This is a genomic window from Solwaraspora sp. WMMA2065, from assembly GCF_030345075.1.
In the GTDB taxonomy this organism is placed as follows: Bacteria; Actinomycetota; Actinomycetes; order Mycobacteriales; family Micromonosporaceae; genus Micromonospora_E.
The window spans coordinates 6,594,088-6,614,061 of the sequence record NZ_CP128361.1 but is presented as its reverse complement, the minus strand read 5'-3'; the positions used below and the strand labels follow the sequence as shown (position 1 = coordinate 6,614,061).

At 70.0% G+C, this 19,974-nt stretch carries 15 protein-coding genes; 12 read left to right on the top strand and 3 right to left on the bottom strand.

Going from position 1 to position 19,974, the window contains the following annotated elements; translation table 11 throughout:
- Nucleotides 1-215 precede the first annotated feature (215 nt).
- From O7610_RS30080 to O7610_RS30060, 5 genes are read left to right on the top strand one after another with little or no spacing between them, the layout of a single operon-like run.
- Nucleotides 216-1,190, top strand: a complete 975-nt coding sequence (locus O7610_RS30080) for an aldo/keto reductase (RefSeq protein ID WP_281553679.1) — start codon at nucleotides 216-218, stop codon at nucleotides 1,188-1,190.
- Nucleotides 1,191-1,195: 5 nt separating this feature from the next.
- On the top strand, nucleotides 1,196-2,521 hold the full coding sequence (locus O7610_RS30075) for a cytochrome P450 family protein (RefSeq protein ID WP_289212381.1): 1,326 nt from the start codon (nucleotides 1,196-1,198) through the stop codon (nucleotides 2,519-2,521).
- Nucleotides 2,522-2,551: 30 nt separating this feature from the next.
- Nucleotides 2,552-3,661 carry a DegT/DnrJ/EryC1/StrS family aminotransferase gene (locus O7610_RS30070; protein ID WP_289212380.1) on the top strand — a complete coding sequence of 370 codons (1,110 nt, stop codon included), beginning with the start codon at nucleotides 2,552-2,554 and terminating at the stop codon, nucleotides 3,659-3,661.
- Nucleotides 3,662-3,696: 35 nt separating this feature from the next.
- On the top strand, nucleotides 3,697-5,151 hold the full coding sequence (locus O7610_RS30065) for an NDP-hexose 2,3-dehydratase family protein (protein WP_289212379.1): 1,455 nt from the start codon (nucleotides 3,697-3,699) through the stop codon (nucleotides 5,149-5,151).
- Nucleotides 5,152-5,191: 40 nt separating this feature from the next.
- Nucleotides 5,192-6,388, top strand: a complete 1,197-nt coding sequence (locus tag O7610_RS30060; RefSeq protein WP_281553675.1) for a class I SAM-dependent methyltransferase — start codon at nucleotides 5,192-5,194, stop codon at nucleotides 6,386-6,388.
- A 182-nt stretch (nucleotides 6,389-6,570) separates the two neighbouring features.
- Here the strand turns inward: O7610_RS30060 and O7610_RS30055 are convergent, their stop codons facing one another.
- Both O7610_RS30055 and O7610_RS30050 read right to left on the bottom strand, forming a co-directional pair.
- On the bottom strand, nucleotides 6,571-7,383 hold the full coding sequence (locus O7610_RS30055) for an ABC transporter permease (RefSeq protein WP_281553674.1): 813 nt from the start codon (nucleotides 7,381-7,383) through the stop codon (nucleotides 6,571-6,573).
- On the bottom strand, nucleotides 7,380-8,342 hold the full coding sequence (locus O7610_RS30050) for an ATP-binding cassette domain-containing protein (RefSeq protein ID WP_281553673.1): 963 nt from the start codon (nucleotides 8,340-8,342) through the stop codon (nucleotides 7,380-7,382). Before O7610_RS30050 ends, O7610_RS30055 begins: the two co-directional genes overlap by 4 nt.
- 192 nt (nucleotides 8,343-8,534) lie before the next feature.
- Here O7610_RS30050 and O7610_RS30045 point away from each other — a divergent pair, with 192 nt between their 5' ends.
- The 7 genes from O7610_RS30045 to rfbA all read left to right on the top strand — a co-directional run bounded on the left by O7610_RS30045 (nucleotide 8,535) and on the right by rfbA (nucleotide 16,968).
- Entirely contained in the window at nucleotides 8,535-9,323 is a 789-nt protein-coding gene (locus O7610_RS30045) for a TetR/AcrR family transcriptional regulator (protein ID WP_281553672.1), read from the top strand.
- Nucleotides 9,324-9,474: 151 nt separating this feature from the next.
- Complete coding sequence (locus O7610_RS30040; protein ID WP_289212378.1) at nucleotides 9,475-10,803, top strand: activator-dependent family glycosyltransferase; 1,329 nt, start codon at nucleotides 9,475-9,477, stop codon at nucleotides 10,801-10,803.
- A 6-nt stretch (nucleotides 10,804-10,809) separates the two neighbouring features.
- Complete coding sequence (locus O7610_RS30035) at nucleotides 10,810-12,081, top strand: activator-dependent family glycosyltransferase (RefSeq protein ID WP_289212377.1); 1,272 nt, start codon at nucleotides 10,810-10,812, stop codon at nucleotides 12,079-12,081.
- 20 nt (nucleotides 12,082-12,101) lie between these two features.
- Nucleotides 12,102-13,406 carry an activator-dependent family glycosyltransferase gene (locus O7610_RS30030; protein ID WP_281567400.1) on the top strand — a complete coding sequence of 435 codons (1,305 nt, stop codon included), beginning with the start codon at nucleotides 12,102-12,104 and terminating at the stop codon, nucleotides 13,404-13,406.
- The gene (locus O7610_RS30025; RefSeq protein WP_281553668.1) at nucleotides 13,403-14,830 is read left to right on the top strand and encodes a glycoside hydrolase family protein; all 1,428 of its coding nucleotides are present in this window, start codon (nucleotides 13,403-13,405) and stop codon (nucleotides 14,828-14,830) included. The genes O7610_RS30030 and O7610_RS30025 overlap by 4 nt, the downstream gene beginning before the upstream one ends.
- A gap of 2 nt (nucleotides 14,831-14,832) precedes the next feature.
- Nucleotides 14,833-16,053 (top strand): nucleotide disphospho-sugar-binding domain-containing protein, encoded by a 1,221-nt coding sequence (locus O7610_RS30020; protein ID WP_281553667.1) that lies wholly within the window; start codon nucleotides 14,833-14,835, stop codon nucleotides 16,051-16,053.
- A gap of 30 nt (nucleotides 16,054-16,083) precedes the next feature.
- Nucleotides 16,084-16,968, top strand: coding sequence for a glucose-1-phosphate thymidylyltransferase RfbA (rfbA, locus tag O7610_RS30015; RefSeq protein WP_281553666.1), 885 nt, complete (start codon nucleotides 16,084-16,086; stop codon nucleotides 16,966-16,968).
- Between the two features lie 148 nt (nucleotides 16,969-17,116).
- Here rfbA and O7610_RS30010 read toward each other — a convergent pair whose 3' ends face one another.
- Nucleotides 17,117-19,939 carry an AAA family ATPase gene (locus O7610_RS30010; RefSeq protein ID WP_281567401.1) on the bottom strand — a complete coding sequence of 941 codons (2,823 nt, stop codon included), beginning with the start codon at nucleotides 19,937-19,939 and terminating at the stop codon, nucleotides 17,117-17,119.
- Nucleotides 19,940-19,974: the final 35 nt, after the last annotated feature.

Below are 19,974 nucleotides of genomic sequence, written 5' to 3'. Positions count from 1 at the left end.
GCTCAGTAAGACGAGAAGGCTGCGTCGCCAGTGTGTCGACCACCCGGCGACGGCACAGCCCCTAGCCGCCCCGGTCACCGGTGCGACCCGTAAGGGGTTGACGGTAGGGGTGTGCGGCGACGTAGACAGATGTCGCCTTGATGGTGCTGTCCACGACAGCGCCGGCGGATTCGGCGACGGTGATGCTCGCGCAAGCCCGACGACAGAGGTGTGGGATGGACTACGTAAGGCTCGGCCGGACCGCGTTGTCGGTGAGCCCGTTGTGCCTCGGCACACTCAACTTCGGTGTCCGCACCAGTGTCGACGAGGCGTACGACCTCATGGACGCGGCGCTGAGTCAGGGAATCAACTTCTTCGACACCGCGAACCACTACGGCTGGCAGGTACACCGGGGACTGACCGAGGAGATCATCGGCGACTGGTTCGCCAAGGGCGGCGGGCGGCGCGAGAAGGTGGTGCTCGGCAGCAAGGTGTGCAACTCGATGAGCGACTGGCCCAACGACCGCGGCCTGTCGATGCGCCACATCATCGCCGCCTGCGACGACTCGCTACGGCGGCTGAGGACCGACTGGATCGACGTGTACCAGATGCACCACGCCGATCCGCACGCCTCCTGGGAAGAGGTGTGGCAGGCGATGGAGCTGCTCGTCCAGCAGGGCAAGGTCCGCTACGTCGGCTCGTCGAACTTCACCGGATGGAGCCTGGCCGCCGGGCAGGAACGTGCCCGGGCCCGGAACAACCTCGGCCTGGTGTCCGAGCAGTGCCTGTACAACCTGGTGAATCGGCAACCCGAGCTGGAGATCGTGCCGGCCGCCCAGGCGTACCAGATCGGGGTGCTGGCCTGTTCCCCGCTGCACGGCGGGCTGCTCGGCGGCGGGCTGCGCAAGCTCGCCGACGGCACCGCGGTCAAGACGGCACAGGGCCGGGCGATGGTCGCGATCGAAACACGGCGGGCGGACATCGCCGCGTACGAAAGTATCTGTGCACGAGCCGGATTCGACCCGGCGGAGCTGGCCCAGGCGTGGTTGCTGCACCGACCCGGAGTCACCGCGGTGGTCACCGGGCCACGCACGATGGCCCATCTGGACGCGGCCATCCACGCGCTGAAACTCGAACTCGACGACAACCTGCTCGCCGAGCTGGACCGGATCTTCCCGCCGATGGTCAGCCAGATCCCCCAGGCGTGGTGACCACTGTGACCAGACACCAGATCGACCCCCGGAAGGTCAGCGAGAGCGATCTCGCCCGCCACCTGCTCGCCGCCCGTGGCATCCAGTGGATGCGCGGCAACCGCGGCGACCCGTACGCGCTGATCCTGCGCGCCCAGGGAATCGATCCGCGTCGGCTGTTCCCGGCGTTGCGCGGCGCCCCGGCGCTACGCCAGAGCGAGACAGACGTCTGGGTCACCGTCGACCACGCCGCCGGCGCGTCGGTCCTGGCCGACGCGCGGCTGAAGCTGCGCGACCGGTCGGCCGACCGACGCCGCAAGCGGATCTTCTCGATCGACTCGCGCACTAGCCTCAAGCATGTGCTCTCGGTCGACGACGGCGTCTGCAGCCCGGAACGCGCCGACCAGGACCGGCTGGCCGCCCTCACCGCCGCGGCGATCGGGCCGCAGGCCATGCAGCGGCGACGTGACGACGTGACCCGGGTGTTCCGTGACGCGGTCAAGCGGTCCGGCGACCGGTTCGACCTGATGCGGGACTTCGCCCGGGTGGCGGTCGCCGACGTCCTCGGTGACCTGCTCGGCGTGCCCGAGGCGCAGCGGGACCGGTTCGCCGCCGCGCTGACCGGTGCCGGGTTCGCGTTGGACGCCGCGCTGTGCCCGCCGACGCTGGGCATGACCCGCACGCTGGTCGAGTCGTTCGACGCGCTGCGGGACCTGATCACCGCGCTGGTGGAGGTCCGCAGCGCCGCCGGGGCCGGCGGCGGTGTCCCGGACGGTACGGCCGATGGCGACGTGATCGGTACCGTGCTGACCGCCGGCGGTACGCCCGACGACGCGGTGGCCGCCGGGCTGATCACCGCCGTCGTGGGTGCGGAGATCACCGCGAACCTGATCGGCGCGGCGGCGTGCGCCCTGCTCGACGATCCGGGGCAGTGGCGGATGCTGTGTGACGACCCCGACCGGGCCGTCGCCGCCGTCGAGGAGACGCTGCGCCACGACCCGCCGGTACGGATCGAGAGCCGGATCGCGGCCGAGGCCGTCGAGATCGCCGGGCAGTCCGTGCCGGCTGGTGACCAGGTCGTCGTCCTGGTCGATGGCGCCAACCGCGACCCCGACGTGTTCACCGAACCCGACCGGTTCGCCATCGACCGGCCGCCGGCGTCGTCGGGCCATCTGTCCCTTTCGGCGGGCACCAGCAGCGCGCTCGTCGCCGCACCCGCACGGCTACTCGCCGAGGTGGCGTTGCGCACCCTCGCCACCCACGCTGCCGGGCTCCGCCCGGCGGGCGAGGTCGTGCGTCGTATGAGGTCTCCGGTCGTGCGCGGCATCGCGCGCTGCCCGGTTGAGGTCTGACCAGACAAGCAAAGGTGGGTGGAGCGCCCTATGTCCACGTTGGTGTGGGACTACCTGGCGGAGTACGAGAACGAGCGCGAGGACATCCTCGACGCGGTCGACCAGGTGTTCCGATCGGGCAAACTCGTCCTCGGCAAGAGCGTGCTCGGTTTCGAATCGGAGTTCGCCGCTTATCACGGGGCGGCGCACTGCGTCGGGGTCGACAACGGCACCAATGCCCTCAAGCTCGGGTTGCAGGCGCTCGGCGTCGGTCCCGGCGACGAGGTGATCACGGTGTCCAACACGGCCGCCCCGACGGTGGTGGCGATCGACGGCACCGGGGCCACCCCGGTCTTCGTCGATGTCCGTCGCGAGGACTACCTGATGAACGTCGATCAGGTGGCCGCCGCCATCACGCCGCGGACCAAGTGTCTGCTGCCGGTCCACCTGTACGGCCAGTGTGTCGACATGGCGCCGCTGGAGGATCTGGCGGCCCGCCACGGGTTGGCGATCCTGGAGGACTGCGCCCAGTCGCACGGTGCCCGGCACCATGGCCGGCTCGCCGGCAGCATGGGCAACGCGGCGGCGTTCTCCTTCTACCCGACGAAGGTGCTCGGCGCGTACGGCGACGGTGGTGCCACGATCACCTCCGACGACGAGGTGATGGGCAACCTGCGGCGGCTGCGCTACTACGGCATGCGGGAGCGCTACTACGTCGTGCAGGTCCCCGGCCACAACAGTCGCCTCGACGAGGTGCAGGCCGAGATCCTGCGGCGCAAGCTGGGCCGTCTCGACGACTACATCGCCCGGCGGCGGGCGGTCGCCCGCCGGTACGCCGAAGGGCTCACCGACACCGATCTGGTGCTGCCGTCGTTGGCGCAGGGCAACGACCACGTCTACTACGTGTACGTGGTCCGGCATCCCCGGCGCGACCAGATAATCGAGGCGCTCAAGGCGTACGACATCCACCTCAACATCAGCTACCCGTGGCCGGTGCACACGATGACCGGCTTCGCCCACCTCGGCTACCAGACCGGCTCGTTGCCGGTCACCGAGGAACTGGCACACCAGATCTTCTCACTACCGATGTACGCCTCACTGTCCCTGGACATCCAGGACAAGGTGATCGACGCGCTGCGCGAGGTCCTGCGCACGCTCTGATCCGCGGCCTGGTTCCCCGGTTGGAGGAGCAGCCCATGACCGTCCCCCGAACGTATCCTGTCGACCTGCGCGGTCGGGACAACCCCGCGACACCCGCGCAGATCGCCGAGTCGGTGCTTTCCAGAGTCAGCCCGTTCGGCCAGCTGGAAGGCTTCTTCAGCTGGTTCTCGGCGCTGCGGGAGCACTCCTACACCGACGTCGAACGGATACCCCTGGACGAGATGCAGGGCTGGAACACCGATCCGGACAGCGGTGACATCGGCCACCGCAGTGGCAAGTTCTACACCATCCGCGGGCTGGACATCCAGGTCCCGGACGGGCCCGTGCCACAGTGGAGCCAGCCGATCATCCACCAGCCGGAGGTCGGCATTCTCGGCATCCTGGTCAAGAAGTTCGGGGGGGTGCTGCACTGCCTGATGCAGGCGAAGGTGGAGCCGGGCAACTGCAACGGGCTGCAGCTCTCCCCCACCGTCCAGGCGACCCGGAGCAACTACACCGGCGTCCACCAGGGCCGGTCCGTGCCCTACCTGGACTACTTCCGCGAACCGGCACGGCACCACATCCTGGCTGACGTACGGCAGTCCGAGCAGGGCTCCTGGTTCTACCACAAGCGCAACCGCAACATGGTCATCGAGGTGACCGAGGACGTCGAGCTGCTTCCCGGGTTCTGCTGGCTGACCCTGGGGCAGGTCCACGAACTGCTCGCCGTCGACGACGTCATCAACATGGACGCCCGCACGGTGCTGGCCTGTCTGCCGTTCTCCGGCAACGGCCTGCTGACCGCCTTCCCGGACACGGCCGACAACTTCCGCGCGTCGCTGGTCCGCTCGTGCAGTGTCGAACACGGCAGCCGGCACACCACCAGCGAGATCCTCAACTGGCTGACCGATGTCCGGACCAGGGCCGAGGTGTGGACCACCGACGTACCACTGCGCGGGCTGCCGGGCTGGTCCCGCCAGGATGGCCTGATCAGCCACGAGAGCCGACGCTTCTTCGAGGTCATCGGAGTGCACGTCCGCGCCAGGGGGCGGGAGGTGGACCAGTGGAGCCAGCCGATGATCAGGCCGTGTGAGGAGGGGATCGCCGCGTTCCTGGTCGCCCGCATCGACGGGGTGCTGCACGCCCTGGTCAGGGCGATGGTCCAGCCCGGCTACAAGGACGTGGCCGAGTTGGCGCCAACGGTGCAGTGCGCCCCCGGCAACTACCGGGACCTCCCGGTGGCCGCCCGGCCACGGTTCCTCGACGTCGTGCTCGACGCCCACCCGGACCAGGTGCGCTACGACGTCACGCTCTCCGAGGAGGGCGGCCGGTTCTACCACGCCCGCAACCGCTACCTGGTGGTGGAGGTGCCGGCCGACCCGCAGTTCGACGAACCCAACTTCCGGTGGATGCCACTGCACCAGCTCGTCGACCTGCTACAACACAGCCACTACGTCAACGTCGAGGCACGCAGTCTGATCGCTTGTCTGCACAGCCTGTCCGGCGGATGAGCCGGGTTCCCCCAACCACGATCACGGAGAGCTGTGCGGTATGTCACCTTGTCGGGTCTGCAGCCATCCCATCCGGGAGTTCTTCGATTTCGAGCGGCAGCCGCTGTCGTCGGCCTTTCCCCGACCGGGCGAGCTCGACCAGGAGTACTTCTTCCGCCTCGCGGTCGGCATGTGCGAATCGTGCACACTGGTGCAGCTCATCGACGCGGTACCGCCGGAGCGCGCCCATCACCAGGGCTACCCGTACCATTCGGCGGCATCGTCGGTGATGTGCAAGCACTTCGAGCAGACCGCCCGCCGGTTCCTGGAGACCGAGCTGACCGGCGCGGACCCGTTCGTCGTGGAGATCGGCGCAAACGACGGGGTGATGCTGCGGACCTGTGGGGACGCCGGCGTACGGCATCTCGCGGTCGAGCCGTCGGGAGCGGCCGGCGTACGGGCACACCGGGCGTTCTTCGACGTGGACTCCGCGACACGGATCCGCGACACCGACGGAACCGCCGACGTGGTGTACGCGGCCAACACCATCTGCGGGGTCACCGACCTGCGACCGGTCTTCGAAGGGTTGGGCCTGCTGCTCGCCCCGGACGGGGTCTTCGTCTTCGAGGACCCGTACCTCGGGGAGATCATCGATCGGACCAGCTTCGACCAGATCTACGACGAACACGTCTTCTTCTTCACTGTCCGGGCGGTCGGCGCGCTCGCCACCCGGTACGGGTTCGAGCTGGTCGACATCGAGCGGCTGCCGGTGCACGGCGGACAGATCCGGTACACAATCGCCCGACCGGGCCGACGTGCGCCGTCGCCGGCTGTCGCCGACGCGCTGCGCACGGAGCAGGCCCGCGGCCTAGCCGAGTTGGCCACCCTGGAGCGGTTCGCGGCCCGCGTGCAACGTATCCGCGACGACCTGGTCGCGCTGCTGCACGAGTTGCGCGCCGGCGGGGCGCGGATCGTCGGGTACGGAGCCACCGCCAAGAGCTCCACGATGGCGAACTACTGCGGGATCGGGCCGGATCTGATCCCGTTCGTCTGTGACACGACCCCGGCCAAGCAGGGCAGGTTGACACCCGGCTCGCACATCCCGGTCCGTCCGGTGGAGGCCTTCGCCGACCCGTACCCGGACTTCGCGCTGCTGTTCGCCTGGAACCACGCCGAGGAGATCATGGCGAAGGAGAGGGCCTTCCGCGAGGCCGGCGGCCAGTGGATTCTGTACGTGCCACAGGTGCACATCGTCTAGCGCCCACCGCGTCGAACGCCGGGCCCGACCTGACCTGGTCGGGCCCGGCACCGTGCACCGCACCGGGCTGGTCGGGCCCGGCACCGTGCGCCGCACCGGTTGTCGCACCCGGCGGACAAGGGGGCGTCGCCCGCCGGCGTCGGGGGAAACGCCGGCGGGCGACGCCGTGGGGGGTAAAGCCGTCAGGCGAAACGCTTACGGTAGATCCGGGTGGCCAGGGGCGCCGCCACGCAGAGGATGGCCACCCACCAGAGGACCGCCTGCCAGCCGGTGTCCCCGACCGGGCGGCCCAGCAGCAGCTGGCGTACGGTGTCCACGACCAACGTCACCGGCTGGTGTTCGACGAAGGCGCGCAGCCCGTCCGGCAGCGTCTCGGCCTGTACGAACGCCGTGCTGGCGTACGGGCTGAACATCAGGATGAGGCCGAGTCCGCTGGCACCGTCGACGCTCTTGGCGACCAGTCCCAGCACCGCCGACACCCACGCCAACGAGAAGGCGAACAGCAGCAGCATGGCCGCCGCCAGCAGCCACTCGATGACCGACGCGGACGGCCGGAAGCCGACCAGCAGGCCGAGACCGACCATGACCACCAGGGCGATCATGCCCCGGATGACAGCGGCCACGATGTGCCCGGTCAGGACCGCTGAGTCCAGCATCGCGATCGCCCGGAACCGGTCGACCACGCCTTCCTGCATGTCGGACTGTACGGCCAACGTCGTGGAGACGGAGATCATCGTCACGGCGATGACGAGGATGCCCGGCACCAGGTAGTTGATGTAGGTGGTGGCGCCGACGTCGATGGCTCCGCCGAACATGAAGCGGAACATCAACAGCATCACCGCCGGCAACATGATCGCGGTGAAGATCTGGTCCGGGCTGCGCGTCAGGTGGTGCACGTGCCGTCCGATCAGGACGCGGGTGTCGCTGACCGCCCAGTACAGCTTGGATCGCTTCTCCGGCAGGACCACGCCTTCGGTGGCCGGTACGGTCGTCACTGCATCGCTCCTGCGTGGTCGGTGGTGGTGGCGTCCTCGCGGTGGGTGAGCGCGAAGAACACGTCGTCGAGGGTCGGCTTGGTCAGCGACAACGAGTCGATCTCCAAACCGTGCTGCTCCAGCAGGTCGAGCAACCGCTTGACGTGCGCGGCACCGTCGATGAAGATGCTGATGCTCCGGGTCACCTCGTCGCGCTGGATGCCCTCGCCGTCGATCAGTTCCACGGCCCGGGCGTAGTCGTCGATGCTCGCCAGGACGAGTTCCACCCGTTCCTTGCCGACTCCCTGCTTGAGCTCGGCCGCGGTGCCCTCGGCGATGATCCGCCCGTCGTCGATGACCGCGATCCGGTCCGCCAACTGGTCGGCCTCCTCGAGGTACTGCGTGGTGAGGAGAATGGTGATGCCGCCGGCGAGCAGTTGCTTGATCGCCTCCCACATCGTCGCCCGGCTGCGCGGGTCGAGGCCGGTGGTGGGCTCGTCGAGGAACAGCACCGACGGCGGGACGATCAGACTCGCCGCCAGGTCGAGCCGCCGCTTCATCCCGCCGGAGTAGGTCTTCACCCGGTTGTCCGCGGCGTCGACCAGGTCGAACTGCTCCAGCAACTGCTGGGCGCGGAGCGTCGCGTTGGCCGTGCTCAGCCGGTGCAGGCGGCCCATCATGATCAGGTTTTCCCGCCCGGTGTGCATCCAGTCCAGTGACACGAACTGGCTGACCAGGCCGATGGAGCTGCGTACGCCGTTGCGCTGCTTGACCACGTCGTAGCCGTTGACGAGGACCTCACCGCTGGTGGGCCGGCTGAGCGTGCTCAGCACCTTGACGACGGTGGTCTTGCCTGCCCCGTTCGGGCCGAGCAGCGCGAGCATGGTGCCCCGCCGCACGTCGAGGTCGACCCCCTTGAGCACCTCGACCTTCTGGTACTTCTTCCGGAGATCACGTATCCGGATTCCTGACTCGCTCATCGAACTCCTTCTGTTGCTGCTTGGTCAGGCACGGCTGGCAGGAATGGTTGAACGCCCGGCAGGACGCGACGGACGCGCACCACCGGCGGGTCGATCGACGCTGACAGCGTCTACGCTAACAGTATGGGGGTCAAACTGATGCGTTTATGGTATACATGGTTCCGACAGGACGTCAACGAGCGGGCGGTGGGCATGGCATCTGGGCAGAACAGAGGCGGCGCGGCCGCCCCCTCCTTCGAGTTTCTCTGGCGCGACACGCGGGCCCCCCGGTCCGGCCCCGGCCCCAAGCCGGCGCTGAGTGTCGACAAGATCGTGCTGACCGCGATCGAGATCGCCGACGAGGAAGGGCTCGACGCGGTCTCGATGCAGCAGGTCGCCAAGCGGCTGGACTTCACCGCGATGTCGCTGTACCGCTACGTACCCAGCAAGTCCCACCTGGTCGACGCGATGACCGACGTCGCCTCCGGTGATCCGCCGGACCTCGACGCGGTGGCGGGCGGTTGGCAGGCGAAGGTCGAGACCTGGGTCAAGGCCATCTGGGGCCGGTACCAGCATCATCCGTGGATGCTGCAGGTCCGGGTCAGCTACCCGATCGGGCCCAACCAGCTGGCCTGGTTCGAGAGCCTGCTCGGCGCGATCGCCGACAGCGGACTCGGCTACGACGAGATGGTCTCGGTCAGTCTGTTCCTCAGCGGCGCCACCCAGGGTATGGCCCGGATCTCCCTCGACATGGCCCCGGCCGGCGCCGAGCCCACCGGCGGTGGGCTCGGCTACGAACAAGCCCTGGCGACGGTCGTCGACGCCGAGCGGTTCCCGACCCTCGCCCGCCTGCTCGCCGCCGGGACGTTCGCCACCCCGGCCGCACCCACCGGCCCGGACAGCGACGTCATTCCCAACCTCGAGTTCGGTCTCCGACAACTCCTGGAAGGCATCCACGTCTACGTGACCCGACGCACGCAGCTAGGGGCAGATAGGGGTTAACCAGAATCGCATTTCACGGTTAGGCTCGGTCCGTAATACCCGATACGGGGTGAGCGCACCCAACAATGAGGGTTATTCAGGCCGACGTCGAACAGGCACCTGAACCGACGCGTCACGCACGAACAACCCTCGACATGCTGCGGAGCAGTTCATGCGCGTACTGTTCACGGTGTTCGCCGCCAAACCACACTTTTACAATCTGGTCCCGTTGGCCTGGTCGCTGCAAGCGGCCGGGCACGAGGTTCGGATCGCGAGTCAACCGGACCTCGCGGAGATCATCGCCGCGACCGGCCTCACCGCGGTCCCGGTCGGCAGCGAACTCGACATGGTCACAGCCTTCCAGGGCGGTACGGACGACGGCTCCGGCGGCGCACCGTGGCAGCGCCTGACCGGGCTCAGCGAGCTCGACCCGGTCAAGCTCACCTGGAACTACGTCCTCGGCGTGTTCACCGTCGGCTGCTCCATGGAGTACGAGTACCTGGCCGGCCAGGCCGTGACGGACGACCTGGTCGAGTTCGCCCGTGGCTGGCAGCCCGACCTGGTTGTCTGGGACGCGCTGACCTTCGCCGGGGCGATCGCCGCCCGCGCCAGCGGGGCCGCCCACGCCCGCATCCTCTTCGGGCAGGACTACGTGTTCCGGATGTACGCCGACTACCGCGCGATGCTCGACCGGCAGCCACCGGAGTGCCGGGACGACCCGGTCTCCGACTGGCTGGCCGGACGCCTGGCCCGCTACGGCTGCTCCTACGAGCAGCACCAGGACCTGGAGCTGATGACCGGCCAGTGGACGATCGACCCCACCCCGGCCTGGATGCGGCTCCCCCTCGACCTGCCGTACCTGCCCATGCGCTACGTGCCGTTCAACGGTCCGACCAGCGTGCCCGGGTGGGTGCTCGCTCCCCCGGCACGCCCCCGCGTCTGCCTGTCACTCGGGGTGTCCGGCAGGGAACTGTTCGGTGGCGACCAGCTGTCCCGCGGCGACCTCACCACCGTGTCCGACCTGCTGGACGCGCTCGCTGACTTCGACGTCGAGGTGGTGGCGACGCTCAACGCCGAACAACTCGCCTCGGTGGACCGGCTACCGGACAACGTCCGGGTGGTGGACTTCGTCCCGCTCAACGAGTTGCTGCCCAGCTGCTCGGCGGTGATCCACCACGGCGGGTTCGGCACCACCGGCAACGTGCTGGCGCACGGCGTACCCGGGATCGTGATCCCGGCGCCCTGGTGGGACGCCGCCCGGCTGGCCCAGCACCTGCAGGGGCGCGGCGCCGGATTCCTGCTGGACCACGACGAACTGTCCCGGGCCGCGCTGCGCGACCGGCTCGCCCGCCTGCTCACCGATCCGCAGATCGCCGACCACGCCGCCCAGGTCCGCGCCGAGCTTCTGGACACGCCGAGCCCGCACGAGCTGGTCCCGCAGCTGGAGCGGCTGGCGGCGCGGCACCGCGCCGCCGATCCCCAGCCAGTCGGAAGCAGGTGAACCGCAATGCGTGTCCTGGTCACCGTCATCGCCGTCAAGACCCACCTGTACAACGTGGTTCCCATGGCGTGGGCACTGCAGGCCGCCGGGCACGAGGTGCGGGTGGCCAGCCAACCGGACCTGGTCGAGGCGATCACCAACGCCGGGCTGACCGCGGTGGCGGTCGGTGACCCGCTCGGCATGGGCCGGTCGGAGCACGGCCCCCGCGGGCAGACGTTCCGGGCACACGGCGGTGGCATGCTCGTCGCCGCGGGCGAGGAGCCGACCTGGGAGCACGCCCTCGGCGCGCTCACTGTCGCGTGCGCGGTCGAGTACGAGTTCTTCGCCGGTCAGACGGTGCTGGACGACCTGGTGGAGTTCGCCCGTGGCTGGCAGCCCGACCTGGTGGTGTGGGACGCGTTGACCTTCTCCGGGGCGGTCGCCGCCCGCGCCTGCGGCGCCGCGCACGCCCGCATGCTGTTCGGCATCGACTACATCACCCAGATGTACGGACACTTCGTGGCGCTGCGCGACGAGCAGCCCGCCGACCGGCGCGACGACCCGGTGGCCGACTGGCTCACCGGCCGACTCGGCCGCTACGGCTGCGAATTCGACCCGTCGGACGCGCTGGAGCTGATGACCGGGCAGGTCACGATCGACCCCACCCCGGCGTGGATGCAGCTACCGCTCGGCCTGCCGGTCCTGCCGGTACGGTTCGTCCCGTTCAACGGTGCGGCCAGCGTTCCGCAGTGGATCTACGATCCGCCACGCCGGCCACGGGTCTGCCTGTCCCTGGGCATGTCGGGACGGGACCTGTTCGGCGGTGACCTGGTCTCCGTGGCCGACCTGCTCACCGCACTGGCCGAACTCGACATCGAACTCGTCGCCACCCTCAACGCCGACCAACTCGCCGCCGTCACCACCCTGCCCGACAACGTCCGCGCCGTCGACTTCGTCCCCCTCAACGAACTCGCCCCCACCTGCACCGCCATCATCCACCACGGCGGCTTCGGCACCCTCGGCAACGTCCTCGTCCACGGCATCCCCAGCCTCACCGTCCCCGCCCCCTGGTGGGACGAGAAAGACCTCGGCACCCACCTGCACAACCGCCACGCCGGCATCCACCTCGACCCACACACCCTCACCCCCGACACCGTCAAGACCGCCCTGCACCAACTCCTCACCGACCCCACCTACCAACACCACGCCACCAACGTCCAACACGACATACTCACCACCCCCACCCCCAACGACGTCACCACCCAACTCGAACAACTCGCGGCCGGTCCGCGGGCCTAGTCCGTCCGGGAGATTCCGCCATGCGCGTGCTCGCCACCGTGTTCGCGACAAAGCCCCACCTGTACAACCTGGTGCCGGTGCTGTGGGCGATGCGCGCCGCCGGCCACGAGGTCTGCGTCGCCAGCCACCCCGACCTGATGGAGACCATCGGACGGACCGGCCTGACCGGGGTGCCGGTCGGCAACGAGCTCAACATGATGGGATCGTTGCAGGAGAAGGGGGACGACAGCGCCGGAACCGGCGCCACCTGGGAGAGCCTGACCTCCGGCATGACCGAGACCCGGTCGGAGCGCCTCACCTGGAACTACGTGCTCGGTGCCTTCACGATGGGTTGCTCGGCGGACTACGAGTACCTGACCGACCAGGTGATGCTGGACGACCTGGTGGAGTTCGCCCGTGGCTGGCAGCCCGACCTGGTGATCTGGGACGCGTTGACCTTCGCCGGGGCGGTCGCCGCCCGCGCCTGCGGCGCCGCGCACGCCCGCATGCTGTTCGGCATCGACTACATATCCCGGATGTACGACAACTACCGGACGCTGCTCGACGAGCAGCCCGCCGACCGGCGCGACGACCCGGTGGCCGACTGGCTCACCGGCCGGCTGGCCCGCGCCGGCGTCGACGCCGTGGTCACCCCGGAACTGGCCAGGGAGCTGATGACCGGGCAGGTCACGGTCGACCCCACCCCGGCGTGGATGCAGCTGGCGCTGTCGGTGAACCGGCTGGCCGTGCGGTACGTGCCGTTCAACGGACCGAGTGCGATCCCGCGGTGGATCTACGATCCGCCACGACGGCCACGGGTCTGCCTGTCCCTGGGTGTGTCCGGCCGGGAGCTGCTCGGCGGTGACCTGGTCTCCGTGGCCGACCTGCTCACCGCACTGGCCGAACTCGACATCGAACTCGTCGCCACCCTCAACGCCGACCAACTCGCCGCCGTCACCACCCTGCCCGACAACGTCCGCGCCGTCGACTTCGTCCCCCTCAACGAACTCGCCCCCACCTGCACCGCCATCATCCACCACGGCGGCTTCGGCACCCTCGGCAACGTCCTCGTCCACGGCATCCCCAGCCTCACCGTCCCCGCCCCCTGGTGGGACGAGAAAGACCTCGGCACCCACCTGCACAACCGCCACGCCGGCATCCACCTCGACCCACACACCCTCACCCCCGACACCGTCAAGACCGCCCTGCACCAACTCCTCACCGACCCCACCTACCAACACCACGCCACCAACGTCCAACACGACATACTCACCACCCCCACCCCCAACGACGTCACCACCCAACTCGAACAACTCGCCGCCGATCCATGGAGCCTGCGATCGTGACCACTTCGCCGCCCAACTCCGGAGTCCGCCTGGGGGTCGTCCGTGGCATCAGCTACGGCATGTACGGCCGCCCGGAGCGCTTCGTGCCCCAGGTCCGCGCCATGAACGCCGGCCTGATCCGGGTGTACGTCTACTGGTCGCAGATCGAGCCGGTGTCCGGCCGGTTCGACTTCGACGTCGTCGACGCCCTGTTCGATCAGCTCGACGGCACCGAGGAGATCTGGGTGACGGTCTGCTCCAGCTCGCCCTGGGCCACCCGGGTACCGACCCGGCTGCTGCCGCCGTCACCGGCCAAGAGCCTGCGGCGGTACGGCAAGTTCGTCGAGCGGCTGGTCCGGCACTGCGCCGGCCGGGTGCACTACTGGCAGTGCGACAACGAGCCGACCGACAACGCGTTGTTGTGGGCCGGCAGCGCGCCGGAGTACCTCGCCCAGCTCAAGGTGCTGCACAAGGCGGTCAAGAAGGTGGACCCGCAGGCGTCCGTCGTCCTCGGCGGCGCACCGTTCATGCTTCCGTTGTCGGCACCGGACAGTCATGAGCGCCGGTTCTTCGATCTGCTGCTCGACCAGGGCCGGGACCACTTCGACCTGTTCGACCTGCATCTGTACGGACCGACGACGATGATCCCCGAGCACGTGGAATCGGTCCGCGACCAGATGCGCAAGTTCGGCTACGAGAAGCCGGTGGTGGCCGGCGAGTACAACGGGCCCTGGCCGGCGCTGTTCCCGGAGGCGATGGCGATCCTCAAGGAGCCGGCCGAGGCGGCCGGCGGGCACGGCCGCCAGGCCGAGCACGACGCCATCGCCAAGCTGTACGCCCGACGCGAGACGTTGCCGCCGACGCTGCAGATGTTCCTGCTCGACTGCCCACCCGACCTCGAAGACAAACGCTACCGGATCGCGTGCCGGGAGATCGTCATGCGCAACCTGCTGGCGTTCTCCGTCGGTATCCGGCGTACCGCCTGCTGGAACCTCGCACCGGAGGCCGCCGGCTTCGCCAACCCGTACTCGCTGATGGACGTGATGTTCCGGACGTTCGCGCTGATGGACTACGCCGGCGACGAGCTCGCGGTCCGTCATCCCAACGCCGAGGCACTCGCCCTGGTGGCCGGCCAGCTCGACGGGGCCGAGCAGGTCGAACGGGTCCCGGTCGCGGATCGGCCGCAGCAGTACCTGTTCGACGTGCGGCGGCCGGGACGTGGACCGCTGCTGGTCACCTGGATCGACCGGGACCCGTTCCACGGCGAGGACGAGCCCGACGTGCAGTTCGACTGGTCCTGGACGGCGGAGCGGGCGTACGCGGTCGACGCGCTGGGCCGTGCGGTGCCGGTGACATCCCGCGACGGTCGGGTGCACCTGCCGGTCGGCTGCACCCCGGTGTTCGTCTCCGCCGAGGCGATCCCCGCGAAGTCCGGAGGTCACTGAGGATGCGAGTGCTGTTCACCGTCTCGTCGTGGTCGACCCACTACTCGACGATGATCGCCGTCGGTTGGGCCGCGCAGGCCATGGGACACGAGGTCCGGGTGCTGTGCCCCGCGTCGGAGACCACCGCGGTGTCGAACACCGGGCTGATCCCGGTGCCGGTGCTCGACGGCGTCGACATCGTCACCAGCAACCGGTTGGAGTACTACCGGGAAGCCGCCGAGGGCCGGTGGCGCTACCCGTGGCTGCCGCTGCATCCGCTGACCGGCGAGCCGCTGCGCGGCCTGGACGAGTTCGACCTCGCCGGGTACCGCCGTACCGTGGAACCGGAGCTGGCCGCCCGCGCGGCGCGCGGCTTCGACGCGGCGGTCGAGTACGCCCGCCGCTGGCGACCGGACGTGGTGCTGCACGACCCCACGAGCCTCGAGGGCCTGCTGGCCGCCCGGGTGGTCGGCGTTCCGGCGCTGCTGTGCCTGTGGGGTCCGGTGGGCACCCACGAGCCGGAGCACCGGCGGATCGTGCCGACCGACATCAGCGGTTCGTTCGCCCGGCACGGTGTCGGCGAGTTCAGCCTCGACCTGATCACCCATGTGGTCGACCCGTGTCCGGCGGCGGTCGCCCCGCCGGTCGGTGGCGAGCGGGTGCCGCTGCGGTACGTGCCGTACAACGGTTGCGCGCCGGAGCCGGCCTGGCTGCACGACACTCCGGCCCGGCCCCGGGTCTGCATCGCCTGGTCGACGGCGCTGTCCACGATGTCGGGACCGAACTCCTACCTGCTGCCCGAGCTGATCTCCAGCCTCGACGGTCTCGACCTCGAGGTGGTCGTCACCGCCACGGCGGCGGACGTGGCGGCGCTCGGCGCGGTGCCGGCGGGGGTCCGGGTGCTGGAACGAATGCCGCTGCGGCTGCTGCTGCCCGGTTGCGCCGCGATCGTCCACCACGGCGGCAGCGGTAACACGATGACCGCGCTCGTGTCCGGCACACCGCAGCTGCCGATCACCTTCACCACCGAGACCACGGTCACCGCGGAGCGGCTGCACACCGCCGGTGTCGGCATCCACCTGCAGGGCGACCTCGCCGACCGGCAGCGGGTGCGCGACGCGGTGCTGGCGCTGGTGTCCGACCCCGGCTACCGGGCCCGTGCCGGTGAGGTGCGGGACGAGATCCGGCTCAGGCCGACCCCGGTCGACCTGGTGACGAACCTGGAGAAGTTGGCGGGCGGTTGAACCGCCTGCTCGTTCGGTAGGGAGTGACAGGTGAAGGGCATCATCCTCGCTGGCGGGTCGGGGACCCGTCTGCATCCGGTGACATTGCCGATGTCCAAGCAGCTACTGCCGGTCTACGACAAACCAATGATCTACTATCCGCTGTCGGTCCTCATGCTCGCCGACATCACCGAGATCCTGCTGATCAGCACCCCGCGTGACCTGCCGCAGTTCCAGCGGCTGCTCGGTGACGGGTCGGCGCTGGGCATCAGCATCAGCTACGCGGAGCAGCCCAGCCCACGCGGGCTGGCCGAGGCTTTCATCATCGGGGCGGACCACATCGGGGACGACTCGGTCGCGCTGATCCTGGGTGACAACATCTTCTACGGGCCCGGCCTGCCCGAGGTGTTGCAGAGCAGCGCCCGTCAGCTCGGCGGTTGCGTCCTGTTCGGCTACCCGGTGACCGACCCGTGGCGTTACGGCGTGGGCGAGACCGACCAGGCGGGCAACCTGATCTCGTTGGAGGAGAAGCCGGAGCGGCCGCGGAGCAACACCGCGATCACCGGGCTGTACCTGTACGACAACGACGTCATCGACATCGCCAAGAACGTCCGCCCGTCGGCGCGCGGCGAGCTGGAGATCACCGACGTCAACCAGGTGTATCTCGACCGGGGCAGGGCCCGGCTGGTCGAGCTCGGCCGCGGCTTCGCCTGGCTGGACACCGGCACCCACGACTCGCTGCTGCAGGCCGGGCAGTACGTGCAGGCGCTGGAGCAGCGCCAGGGGCTGCGGATCGCCTGTGTCGAGGAGATCGCACTGCGGATGGGGTTCATCAGCGCCGAGGCGTGTCACGCGGCCGGGGCCGGTCTGGCGAAGACCGGGTACGGCCAGTACCTGATGACCGTGGCGGCCGAGCACCGATCGAGGAACGGCTGACAGCCCGGGGAGACGTGCGATCCGGGCGGCGGTACGTTGTACCCGCCGAAGTGCCCCGCCCGGCGCGTCGACGTGTCGGGCGGGGCACCACCCCCGGACGGGGGCACCACCCCGGACGGACCGCGCCCCTTGACGGGGCGCAGCCGGATCAGCGGGCCACGAGAGTACGGGCCGGAGACATCGGTGACTGCCCGGAGACCTCGTACTGCGACAGCTCCGACGGCAGATCGGCGCGGCGGGTCACCTTCAGCTTCCGGTAGACCCGGGTGAGATGCTGCTCGACGGTGCTGACGGTGATGTACAACGTGCGACCGATCTCCCGGTTGGTGTGCCCCAGGGCGGCCAGCGCGGCCACGTTGCGTTCCGCCTCGCTCAACGCGGCGACGCCGGTCGGGCCGACGTTGTCCGCCGCCGGCGGCTCGACCGCCGCCCCTACCTCGACCGGTCCACCCGCCGCCTGACAGACCTTGAGTTCCTGTTCGGCGCGGCGCAGCACCAACCGGGCCTGCCCGAGGTCGCCGGCTTCCCGGTGCGCCTGGCTCAGGTCGGCCAGCGCGTACGCCAACTCGAGCCGGTCGCCGCAGCGTTCCAGCAGCTCGATGGCCTGATGCAACAGTTCGGTCCGGTCCCGCGCCGCGCCCACGGCGGCGAGGACCCGCAGTGCCGCGCCACGCGCCCGGTCCCCCGCCCGCTCCATCCGGTCGGAGACCAGGTGCCGGCCCTTGCCCCGCAGGCCGACCCGCAGATACGCCTGGGCGAGCGGGCAACGCCACGGGATCATCGCCGGTACGTCGACAGCCAGCCGCTTGAGCAGCTCACCACAGCGTTCCAGTTCGTCCACCGCGGCCAGTGGCCGACCGGCGGCCAGACTGTGACTGCCGCTGGCGTACAGGTAGTGGGCACCAGCGACGGTATCGAACATCGCCTCGGGGACGGCGGCGTCCAGCAACGCGGCCGCCTCGTCGAGGCGTCCCATGGCGGTGCGGGCCAGGACCATCGTCGCCAGCGGCAGCCCGACGAGCACCCCCCAGTCACGCGCCGGCAGGATCGCCAGCGCCTCCGCCGCCGCCACGTCCGCACCGGCCAGATCACCACGCCGCCAGGCGAGGTCGGCCCGGACCCAGCTCAGCAACGCGCGCCCGGCCCCGGTGCGGCGCCGCTCGGTGCTGTCGAGCAGGGTCTGCGCCCAGTGGCGGGCGTGCTCGGGGCGTCCGGCGTACTCCAGCACCAGCAACGCCAGGGCGGCGACTTCCGGTGGCGCCTCACCCGCGCAGCTCTGCAACGCGTGCTCGGCGCTGCCCACCGGTGGTGTCGCGGATCGGGCCAGCGTGAGCTGCGCCGCCCCGGCCAGCGGCCCGCCGGGTGTCGGGGCCGGGGTCACGAGCCAGCCCTGGACCGGCTCGGCCAGCCGTTGCCAGATCGGCCCGTACACCCATTCCAAGGTCAGGCGCAGCTCGGTGAGACTGGTGGCGTCCGCCGGACCGTGGCGTCCGCCGACGGCGTCGACGGCGTCGAGGGCTGCCGTCAGCTCTCCCTGCCAGAGCAGGTGGCGGATCACCGGTGCGGCGTCCCGCCAGGGCAGGGTCCCTGCGCTCAGCGCGGTACGTAGCTGGGGCAGGTGGGGGGCGAGTGCGGACGGATTCGCCCGCCAGGCCAGCCGGGCCAGGACGGCCCGCAACGCCAGCCGCTCGTCGTCGTCGCAGTTGCGCAACGCCAGGTCGAGGCAGCCGACCGCGAACCGGTCGTCCTCGGCGATCACCTGTTCCGCTGCGTGTCGCAGCAGGCGTACCGCCCATGGCCCCGGGACCGCGTTGGCGGCCACCAGGTGCCGGGCGACCTCGACCGTCTCCGCCGACCGCCCGTACAGCAGTTCGGCCGCCCGCAGGTGCCACCCGGCGAGCTTCTCCGGGGCGATGCCCGCCAGCAGGATGTCGCGGATCACCGGATGGCGGATGCAGTCGCTGACCACCAGCCCGGCGGCCCGCAGCACGTCGAAGGCGGGTCCGAGAGGCCGGTCGGCCAGTCGGAGCAGCTGTGCGGTGAGCTCCTGGGTGGCGCACTCACCGAACAACGCGATACCCCGCGCCACCACCAGGATCTCCTCGTCCCAGCGGGTCACGCAGTCCCAGACGTCCTGGTGGAACACCGGCCCGGCGACCGGCGCGACGCACGCCGCACCCGCCAGGTTCGCCGCGCCTGAGGCGTCTGCGACGCCGGCCGGGTCTGCGGCTCTGGCGGCGTTCGCGGCCCGGAGCTGGTCCTCGATCAGCGCATGGGTCAGGAGCGGGTTCCCGCCGGTGATGGCGTGCATCCGGGCGGCGAGCCCGGCGGGTGTCCCGGAACCGCCCAGCCGGCGAGCCACCAGGTCGGCGGTGCCGGCGCAGGTCAGCGGGGCAACCGTGATCCGGGCGTGCGGCTGCCGGGCCACCTCGGCGTGCAGTTGGGTACGCGGCAGGCTGGGCCACTCCCATTCGGTCATCGCCAGCAGTACGCGGGCCGGCCGGATCCGCCGCCGGAGGCTGACCAGTACCTGCAGGGACGGTCGGTCGGCGAACTGAATGTCGTCGATGGCGATCACCACCGGCCGGTCGGCCGCGAGCTCCAGCAGCAGTGCGCACAAGCCGTGCACCGCCCGCGCGTCCAGTCCGCCGCCGTGCGGCGTACCGCCAGGTCCGGGCAGCGCCGCCGGAAGCGTCAGTTCCGTCATCCGACCGGCAATCTCGGGTGCCAGCGGCGCGCTGCGGATCAGCTGCCAGACGACCCCCAACGGCAGTTCACGCTCGGCCCTGGCGCCTGTCGCGCTCAGCACCAGCGCCCCGGTTGCCGCGGCGCGCTCGGCGAACGCGTGCAGCAGTTCGGTCTTACCGGTGGCCGGACCGCCCCGGACCAGGGCGACCCTGCCGCGTCCCGCAGCGCTCTCGGCCAGCAGATCGGTCAGTGACGACAGTTCTCCGTTTCGTTCTACCAGCATGGCTTTCCCCGATCCTTCTTGGTCGCGCGGATTCC

Excerpts from the sequence above, each read along its gene's own strand:
- O7610_RS30045 (WP_281553672.1), top strand. The coding sequence starts at position 8,535 with ATGGCATCTGGGCAGAACAGAGGCGGCGCGGCCGCCCCCTCCTTCGAG.
- O7610_RS30050 (WP_281553673.1), bottom strand. The coding sequence starts at position 8,342 with ATGAGCGAGTCAGGAATCCGGATACGTGATCTCCGGAAGAAGTACCAG.
- O7610_RS30030 (WP_281567400.1), top strand. The coding sequence starts at position 12,102 with ATGCGCGTGCTCGCCACCGTGTTCGCGACAAAGCCCCACCTGTACAAC.
- O7610_RS30035 (WP_289212377.1), top strand. The coding sequence starts at position 10,810 with ATGCGTGTCCTGGTCACCGTCATCGCCGTCAAGACCCACCTGTACAAC.
- O7610_RS30065 (WP_289212379.1), top strand. The coding sequence starts at position 3,697 with ATGACCGTCCCCCGAACGTATCCTGTCGACCTGCGCGGTCGGGACAAC.
- O7610_RS30060 (WP_281553675.1), top strand. The coding sequence starts at position 5,192 with ATGTCACCTTGTCGGGTCTGCAGCCATCCCATCCGGGAGTTCTTCGAT.
- O7610_RS30070 (WP_289212380.1), top strand. The coding sequence starts at position 2,552 with ATGTCCACGTTGGTGTGGGACTACCTGGCGGAGTACGAGAACGAGCGC.
- O7610_RS30020 (WP_281553667.1), top strand. The coding sequence starts at position 14,833 with ATGCGAGTGCTGTTCACCGTCTCGTCGTGGTCGACCCACTACTCGACG.
- O7610_RS30080 (WP_281553679.1), top strand. The coding sequence starts at position 216 with ATGGACTACGTAAGGCTCGGCCGGACCGCGTTGTCGGTGAGCCCGTTG.
- O7610_RS30010 (WP_281567401.1), bottom strand. The coding sequence starts at position 19,939 with ATGCTGGTAGAACGAAACGGAGAACTGTCGTCACTGACCGATCTGCTG.
- O7610_RS30040 (WP_289212378.1), top strand. The coding sequence starts at position 9,475 with ATGCGCGTACTGTTCACGGTGTTCGCCGCCAAACCACACTTTTACAAT.